Annotated in this window: 7 protein-coding genes and 1 tRNA gene; 4 read left to right on the top strand and 4 right to left on the bottom strand. The window is 35.1% G+C overall.

From position 1 onward, the window contains the following. The coding region (locus tag JCM15579_RS19710) for a hypothetical protein (RefSeq protein WP_157471575.1) at positions 1-430 on the bottom strand (430 nt) is incomplete at its 3' end. A gap of 95 nt (positions 431-525) precedes the next feature. Between JCM15579_RS19710 and JCM15579_RS19705 the strand changes: the two genes are divergently transcribed. Beyond that, positions 526-1515, top strand: coding sequence for an aspartate-semialdehyde dehydrogenase (locus JCM15579_RS19705; protein WP_054722996.1), 990 nt, complete (start codon positions 526-528; stop codon positions 1513-1515). A gap of 57 nt (positions 1516-1572) precedes the next feature. Here JCM15579_RS19705 and hflX read toward each other — a convergent pair whose 3' ends face one another. Continuing rightward, positions 1573-2799, bottom strand: coding sequence for a GTPase HflX (hflX, locus tag JCM15579_RS19700; protein ID WP_054722994.1), 1227 nt, complete (start codon positions 2797-2799; stop codon positions 1573-1575). 188 nt (positions 2800-2987) lie between these two features. Further along, a complete protein-coding gene (locus tag JCM15579_RS19695) occupies positions 2988-3671 on the bottom strand; it encodes an energy transducer TonB (RefSeq protein WP_054722992.1) in 684 nt (227 codons plus the stop codon). A gap of 556 nt (positions 3672-4227) precedes the next feature. Between JCM15579_RS19695 and JCM15579_RS19690 the strand changes: the two genes are divergently transcribed. Then, positions 4228-4301: transfer RNA gene (locus JCM15579_RS19690), tRNA-Ala, on the top strand. Between the two features lie 315 nt (positions 4302-4616). On the opposite strand, the gene JCM15579_RS19685 is transcribed toward JCM15579_RS19690, so the two are convergent. Continuing rightward, on the bottom strand, positions 4617-6839 hold the full coding sequence (locus tag JCM15579_RS19685; RefSeq protein WP_054722990.1) for an APC family permease: 2223 nt from the start codon (positions 6837-6839) through the stop codon (positions 4617-4619). 150 nt (positions 6840-6989) lie between these two features. On the opposite strand from JCM15579_RS19685, the gene JCM15579_RS19680 reads away from it, so the two are divergent. Both JCM15579_RS19680 and JCM15579_RS19675 read left to right on the top strand, forming a co-directional pair. Continuing rightward, positions 6990-8072 (top strand): lysylphosphatidylglycerol synthase transmembrane domain-containing protein, encoded by a 1083-nt coding sequence (locus JCM15579_RS19680; RefSeq protein WP_054722987.1) that lies wholly within the window; start codon positions 6990-6992, stop codon positions 8070-8072. A 156-nt stretch (positions 8073-8228) separates the two neighbouring features. After that, entirely contained in the window at positions 8229-8444 is a 216-nt protein-coding gene (locus JCM15579_RS19675) for a hypothetical protein (RefSeq protein ID WP_054722985.1), read from the top strand. Positions 8445-8532 lie beyond the last annotated feature (88 nt).

Raw genomic sequence — 8532 nt, 5'->3', positions numbered from 1 at the left:
TATTTTCGCCATTTACTGCAAAAGGTAACTCTGGTCCATCATCAATTTTATAGAACAGTTTAATGTATTTGTTTTCATTTGTTGAAGTTCCGGTCTCGGCAGCTAACACGGATATGGCACAATTGGTGTAAGTAGAAATATCAATGGTTTTACTAGCCCATATAGCCTCGCCTTTGCAATCAACGGCTTCCAATCTTCCTCCACTGGTTTCTACCACTTTAACGTAATCCGAATCATCGGCAAGAGTACAGTTCGTGACATCCAAACTCCATTCGGCAACTCCCTCCATATCAACATTTGCACCCCAATAACCTTTATTTAAATCTGCAGCATCTGAGAAATTCCTTGTCCATATATCTTCTGCATGTAGGTTTGTATTTATCAGTAAAACCAAGAGAATGAACAATTTCTGGGAAAGTGTTTTTTTCATAGGAAATTAACTTTAACTTTGATTTGCTTTTCTGAGCAAAAGCTAATTTAACTATAATCATTTTTATTAACAAGGAATTAAAGCTTTATTATGTTATGAGAATAGCAATTGTAGGAGCTACAGGCCTGGTAGGCCAGAAAATACTGGATGTTCTGGAAGAAAGAAATTTTCCGGTTAGCGAATTATACCCAGTCGCAAGTGAAAGATCTGTGGGTAAAGAGGTTGCATTTAAAGGCAACAAGTACAAAGTTATCAGTATAGAAGATGCAATTAATTTAAAACCACAAATTGCAATTTTCTCTGCAGGTGGCGGTACATCATTAAAATGGGCTCCTGAATTTGCCAAAGTTGGCACTACTGTAGTTGACAATTCATCAGCTTGGAGAATGGATGAGAGCAAAAAATTGGTTGTTCCTGAAATTAATGCTACAGAATTAACTAAAGAGGACAAAATTATAGCAAACCCGAATTGCTCAACAATCCAAATGGTGGTTGCACTAGCTCCTCTTCATAAGAAATACAAAATTGAACGCCTGGTGATTTCAACCTACCAGTCGATTACTGGTACTGGTGTAAAGGCAGTGCAGCAATTTGAGAATGAGCGTTCAGGAGTTGACGGAGAGAAAGCTTATCCATATGAGATAGATAAAAACTGCCTTCCACATTGCGATGTATTTACAGAAAATGGTTACACAAAAGAAGAGATGAAACTGGTCAACGAAACCAGAAAAATTTTGAAGGACGACAGTATCAGAGTTACTGCTACCGCAGTTAGAGTACCTGTTGTTGGAGGTCATAGTGAATCATTAAATATTGAATTTGCCAATGATTTTGATGTTGAAGAGGTAAAACAACTACTAAAAGAAACAGAAGGTGTAATTGTTCAGGATAATCTGGATAATAATGAATACCCAATGCCAAAATACTCTCATGAACGAGACGAAGTATTTGTTGGACGTATTCGACGTGATTATTCAAACCCTAACAGTTTAAACATGTGGGTTGTAGCTGATAATCTTAGAAAAGGAGCCGCAACCAATGCCGTTCAGATTGCAGAATATTTAGCCAAACAAGAGTTGGTGTAACACAATAAAAAACCCGATGCAAAACATCGGGTTTTCTTATTTATATCATTGATCTTCTTAGTCCATCAAGTTTGAATAATCCTGATAAAGGAAATCATTGTATGGGAATCGTGCCGAATGAATTTCACGAATAACATCATACACTTTCTCTCTAAATTCTTCAATATTCTGCTTTTCGATTGCTGAAATAAACAAACAAGGCGTATCTCCTTTAGCAATCCACATTTGCTTTAACTCATCCAAACTATAGTTTTCACGTGTTTTGGGTAGCAAATCGTCCTCATCTTTCTTCACGTAAGTGAAAGCATCAATCTTATTAAACACAAGGAAAGTAGGCTTTTCTCTGTTGTCAATTTCAGCCATGGTTTCGTTTACCACTTTGATATGATCTTCGAAGTTAGGATGTGAAATGTCAACAACATGCAAAATAACATCTGCCTCTCTCACCTCATCCAAAGTTGATTTAAAAGATTCAACCAAATGGTGAGGCAATTTTCGAATGAAACCAACAGTATCTGCCAATAAAAAAGGAACATTCTGAATTACTACCTTTCGAACTGTAGTATCTAGAGTCGCAAACAATTTATTTTCAGCAAAAACATCAGATTTACTAAGCATATTCATGAGGGTAGATTTACCGACATTGGTATATCCAACCAAAGCAACACGCACCAATTTTCCACGGTTCTTACGTTGTGTTGCCTTTTGCTTGTCAATCTTCTTCAGATCTTCCTTCAGCTTGGCAATCTTATCTAAGATAATTCGACGGTCAGTCTCAATCTGGGTTTCCCCAGGACCACGCATCCCAATACCTCCTCGTTGACGTTCAAGGTGAGTCCACATTCTGGTCAATCGTGGCAATAGATACTGATATTGAGCCAACTCAACCTGAGTTTTCGCATGCGCCGTTTGTGCTCTGCTGGCGAAGATATCAAGAATCAAATTGGTTCTATCCAAAATTTTTCTTTTCAAAATTCTCTCAACATTTCGAAGTTGAGTAGGAGATAATTCATCATCGAAAATCACCATACCAACATCTTCATTAGCTTCCAGATAATCTTGAATTTCATCAAGCTTTCCTGCTCCTACAAAAGTTTTTGGGTTAGGATAATCTAACTTCTGCGTGAATCTTTTAACAGTTCTTGCTCCCGCAGTTAATGCCAAAAAATCCAACTCAGCCAAATATTCCTCAACCTCCTGAATAGTCATACTTTTGGACTGATCAATCACTCCGATTAAAACCGCTTTTTCTTGCTCCTTTTTAGTTTTTAGATAGTCTCCCATTTATTTATTTTAGGAATAACAACAGACTTACGCCTCTATTCTATTTGTACAATATCAAACTTTTCCTCAGTAATCAGAAAAAGTGAATTGTAAGGCAAAAATACACAATATTCTGCAATGGTTTCGGCATGGCACAAAAAAGAGGTTTCGAAAATTCGAAACCTCTTATATAATTGTATAGTATTGATCTACTGTAATTGGAAGTTGATTGGCACAGTATAAGAAACCTTAACTGGTTTTCCACGCTGCTTTCCTGGCTTCCATTTTGGCATCTGATTGATTACACGAACCGCTTCTTTATCCAAAGATGGGTCAACTCCACGAACAACGCGAACATTCTCAACACCACCTACCTTGTTTACTACGAAAGTAACAAATACACGGCCTGTGATACCATTTTCTTGAGCAATTACAGGATACTTAATAGATCTTGCGATCCATTTCTGTAATTCAAGCTGTCCACCTGGGAATTCAGGCATATCCTCTACAATAACGAATACCTGAGCTTCATCTTCTTCTTCCTCTTCCTCTACTACTTGGATTTCAACTTCTTCATCCATGTCCGCATCCGAGTCTTCAATTTCAAGCTCATCTTCGATCTCTTCATCGTTATCCACAATATCCAATACCTCAGCTACTTTAGGTGCTGGTGGTGGTGGTGGTGGTGGTTTCATCTGTTCCTGTCTGGTAATCGGAATAATCTCCTCCTCAGCTTCCATTTCTTGCTGATCTTGTAAACCTGTAGCTTCAGAAGAATCTACACGCCATTCAAATGCAGCAAAGACAAAAAGCAGAGTCAGCGCCAGACCAATCTCAAGAAAGAGACCTCTCTTATTTTCAAGATCTGCTTTAGGTGACTTCTTAACTTCCATAATCTTCTTTTAATTTTCTTTTAAATTCAGCGTTTAAAAGTAAGTAATTCAATTTTATAATCAAAATTCTATTCCCTGCGAAAATATTTGAGGCATAAAGATATAAAAATAACGAGCAATCAATTTTTTCTAATGGTATTTTTTGATTTTCAATACGTAAGATCAATTGAAAATTTGATGATAATAATAGGAAATGCTCTAATTTGAATATAGATAAACCCTCTGTAAATAAATCAACTATAAATTTAGTGCATTTTTTTCTTTAAAGCCATTCTAAATTATATTTTTTAACGAAGAAGAGTGAAAAATCCATATTGTCCGAACTCATCCTACCTATACACACACTATACATTGCTACCAATCAATTGTCTATTGACAAACAATTTTCGAACTAAAATAGATTCTCCACTCTAAATTCCCTTACGTATAAGAATAAAAAATGTTTGCTTTAGATAAAAATTCATTATCAACTAGTTTCATGTGTTTAATTTTAATTTATCTTTACGGGCGAATTCTTAGACATTTTAAATGATTTAGGAACGACCAATCATTAAACGGGGGGTTAGCTCAGTTGGCTAGAGCGTTTGACTGGCAGTCAAAAGGTCACCGGTTCGATTCCGGTACTCTCCACCCTCAAATCAAGGCGGTTATGGCATTTATGTCGTGGCCGCTTTTTCATTTCCAAACATGTCCACAAGAAACACTTAAGCTCCAATTTTGCTCAATACTATTTAAAGTCTTGCCTACTCAAAAACAATATCCAATTGTAAAGAGAAAATCAGTAAAACATTAATTAACTTAGCTTTTAACCTTCTTTAACACTTTTTATAATGTCGGTAAAACGGGAATCCATACATTTGTAATGTCCTTTCCGAGAGGATTAGGTTTTCATAGATTAAAATGGGTTAGAGTAAAGTCAGGGGTGGTTCCCTGACTTTTTTATTTTTAATCGATATCCTTTCTGCTATTAGAGTTTATAAATAGAATATTACCTATGGCATCATATCCTTTAAATAGTTCAGATTTCTCATGCTTTAAACTCTCTCCTCTGAATCCAAGGATTGTTAAACCTGCATCGGCCGATTTCTCATTAATAATATCGCGAGAAGCAATATTTTCCTGTTCATGTATGATTTCGATATTAGAGTTTGTAATTGGCAATCTACCACTGACAACCAATTCATCCAATTGTTTTCTGGTTTCATCTGCCTGAGATTCCTTGCAGATATTAAAAATTTGAATGTCCGCTTTGTTCCAGTCAGGATGTCCACCAATAATAAAACTCAATAATATCATAAGGTTTGCATTATCAGTATCTGAAGATTTGATCCAAACATGTATGTTCTTCTTATAATTGAATTTTCTTCTTGAACTCCCTAAAATACAGAAGTCGAAATTTCCAGCACGTGCCAAAGAGTAATTTTCAATGATCAAATCCAAGCGCTCAGGATCTTCTTTATCAAATTCAAAAATCACCATATTATTCTCCATTCCAGCAATTCCTGGTAATTGTATAGCTTGGGCAATAGCTGAAGTATATGATGGAGATATTATTGTATCTACGTAAACGTGATTCTCAATTTTATCGAAACTGTTTATTAACTTATCTAATTCCTCTTGCGATTGCTGATAAGTTGCTTTGGAGTAATAACCTTCAATTCTGTGCAGATAGGTTCCAAATCCATATTTGTAGGATATCCAGTTTAATAACTTAAATGCAGTATCCCGTTCAAACGAATCTTTTGAAATACAAATTGCACTTGGCCGCCATTCTCTTGCTTTTCTTTTACCTGCTTTTTGCAAGAATACCTGCATATTCCTATTCAATTGATAAAGAGAATTCAAAAAAATTGATTCCAATCCATTCCTGTGTTTATGATATCGGTTAATAAACAAATAAATCAAACTCATTAAAACTACAGCACTTAATGCATAAAGAGTATTGATTTTGAACATTACCCAAATGGAAATGAAAAATCCAATAAGCGATAATAACCATTTCGACTTAAAGGAAGGACGATAACTTGGCGAGGATCCAAAATGGTTCAAAAAAGAGATTAAACACAAAGCCCCATAGGTAAGCATGAAAAACATGGAAATAATTTCTGCCACAGCGTTAACATCTCCTAATGCCACAAAAATTATAGCTATCAAACAAGTAATTAAAGATGCATTTATGGGTTCATTATCCTTAACGCGACCTTTTGCCAACCAATTGTTTAATGCTTTCGAAGGAAAAGATTTATCAATAGACAATGCTTGCAAAGTTCTCGGAGCAACCATAACAGATCCAATTGCCGAGGATATTGTTGATGCTGCCAATCCTAATGGAACTACTATGGCACCTCCCAATGCAATTCTTGACATGATTAACTGGTCTGCAACCAAATCTTCACTACTTGCTGATCCTGCTAATTTATATACGATAAAGAAATAAATTATCATTCCTATTAAGGTAGCTGCAGTAGTACCCAAGGGAATAGATTTCGAAGGATTCTTTAAATCTCCAGATAAACCAACTCCAGCTGTCATTCCAGTAAATGCAGGGAATATTATTGCAAATACAATGAAAAAATTGTCTGCATTTCTAAAATCTGCATTCAATAAATTAAAATCACTGGTCATGGAATATTCTGTAGAACCTATAAAAAACAATACCAATGAAATAAAAAGAATTGCTACTACAAAATAAAGGGCTTTTACTCCCAGATTGGCACCTTTTTTTAATATTAAAGCTGAAAGCAATAACATGGCAGGAATGCTTACAACTTGTCTTGGTAAATGATATCCATATGTTTCTCTCACCCAATTAAAAACAGGCTCAAAAGCTTCGGTAAATGCAATAATATAAAATGCAACACTTATGGCCTGTGACATAAACAAAGCCAATCCAATCGTAGCACCAATGTTTAGCCCAAATGATCTGGATATTATAAAATACTCTCCACCCCCTTCAACACGTTTATTAGTTGCAATTTCAGATATGGCAAAAGCAGTAGGAATGGTAACAGCATGTCCTAACAAAATAATAAATATTACTCCCCAGAAACCAACACTTCCCACAGCATAACCAAATCGCAAAAACAAGATGGCACCTAATATTGTAGAAATTGCGGTAAAAAAGACTGGAGCAGTTCCAAATTTTTGAGCTGATTGATTTTTCGGCATAGTAAACTTTGTATAGTTAGTTAATAAAAATAGAAAAAAGGATGGAATATTTTATACTTCTTATATTTAGATATTTTTAACAAATAGTTCATCAATACATGGTGATTTAAGTTTTTTATTTGTGTAAATTTATTTTCCACAAAAAGTAGCATGGCAACAACTGGCAAACAAAATTCATCAAAGAAATTATTGCATAGCGTCCGACCTAGCAGAATAATCTACCCAATTTTAATTGGATTGGCAGTAGTTATTTACATGCTCGTAAAAGAAGTAGATGCCAATACATTTTCGTTAATAGATTTTACCTGGTATACTGTTTGGTGGCTTTGTTTTGCACTTCTAATGATGGTGATTCGTGATTTAGGCTATATGGCCCGTTTGAGAATTCTTACCGACAGAAAATTCTCTTGGGGACAAGCATTTAGAATCATAATGCTTTGGGAATTTACATCCGCAATTACACCATCAGCAATTGGAGGAACTTCTGTTGCCATTTTATACCTCAACAAAGAGGGGCTTAAAGTAGGAAGAAGTTCTGCGGTTGTAATGTCTACATCATTTCTAGATGAGCTTTATTTTATCATCATGTTTCCTTTACTGATTTTACTCCTAAATGTAAAACAGCTATTCATGATAGAATCTCCAGAACACTCCATATGGCTAGATTCTTTATTCTACTTTGCTCTTGGTGGATATTTAATAAAACTAGTTTATCTTATCGTCCTTACCTATGGACTCTTTTGGAATCCCAGAGGCCTAAAATGGTTACTTTTATGGATATTTAAGCTTCCTGTTCTACGCAAATGGAAGCATGGTGCCAATAAAGCAGGTAGCGATATCATTGAAAGTTCAAAAGAACTCCGAAGAAAACCTTTCCTTTTTTGGTTTAAAGCGTTCATGGCAACATTCTGGTCTTGGACAGCCAGATATTGGGTGGTAAATGCAATGCTGGTTGCATTTATGTTAGAAGGTTATGGCTTTGCTGATCATATCATGATATTTGCAAGACAACTGGTAATGTGGATCATGATGCTGGTAAGTCCAACTCCAGGAGGAAGTGGATTTTCTGAGTGGGTTTTCACGCAATATCTTGGTGATTTTTTGCCTACATCAGGATTAGCTGCCAGCATGGCCTTGATTTGGCGTCTAATATCATATTATCCTTACTTGTTTATTGGAGTCTATCTTCTTCCTAGATGGATAAAAAAGCATTTTAAAAACAATCAATCATAAATACATCACAAACAAGCTATTGCAAATTTTGACAAAAGAAAAATGCAATTTCATCAAAGCTTTTTCATATTCTACCATAATCAATAATTAGGTTTCAATTAAAGAATGTAACTTGCTTATAATTAAATCAAGTCACACAAAAAAACTTCAATAATTATGAAAAGATATTTACTCTTTTTTATCTTATTGGCTACTATTGTTTCATCTTGCTCAGAAGATAATTTTAAAGAGACTGAAAAGCCACAGAAAGAAGATGATGTAATTCAATCGGTTAACATTACCAACAATGCAGCTGATTTAAGTTCTCGTGTTACATACAGTGATAAGTTGGTTATTGTAAACGATATTCGGCCGGAACAACAAAATCGGTAAAATCAGATTTCGAAATTGACCCAACAAAAAACTATGACCTTTTAAAATTCAAGACAGCCAGAAGTTGAATTGACTCCCAAAAGTTAAA

Source organism: Marinifilum fragile JCM 15579 (genome assembly GCF_001310955.1).
GTDB classification, from domain to species: Bacteria; Bacteroidota; Bacteroidia; order Bacteroidales; family Marinifilaceae; genus Marinifilum; species Marinifilum fragile.
The sequence above is the reverse complement of the archived record's forward strand: the minus strand, read 5'-3'. Positions and strand labels throughout refer to the sequence as shown.

Excerpts from the sequence above, each read along its gene's own strand:
- JCM15579_RS19705 (WP_054722996.1), top strand. The coding sequence starts at position 526 with ATGAGAATAGCAATTGTAGGAGCTACAGGCCTGGTAGGCCAGAAAATA.
- hflX (WP_054722994.1), bottom strand. The coding sequence starts at position 2,799 with ATGGGAGACTATCTAAAAACTAAAAAGGAGCAAGAAAAAGCGGTTTTA.
- JCM15579_RS19695 (WP_054722992.1), bottom strand. The coding sequence starts at position 3,671 with ATGGAAGTTAAGAAGTCACCTAAAGCAGATCTTGAAAATAAGAGAGGT.
- JCM15579_RS19685 (WP_054722990.1), bottom strand. The coding sequence starts at position 6,839 with ATGCCGAAAAATCAATCAGCTCAAAAATTTGGAACTGCTCCAGTCTTT.
- JCM15579_RS19680 (WP_054722987.1), top strand. The coding sequence starts at position 6,990 with ATGGCAACAACTGGCAAACAAAATTCATCAAAGAAATTATTGCATAGC.
- JCM15579_RS19675 (WP_054722985.1), top strand. The coding sequence starts at position 8,229 with ATGAAAAGATATTTACTCTTTTTTATCTTATTGGCTACTATTGTTTCA.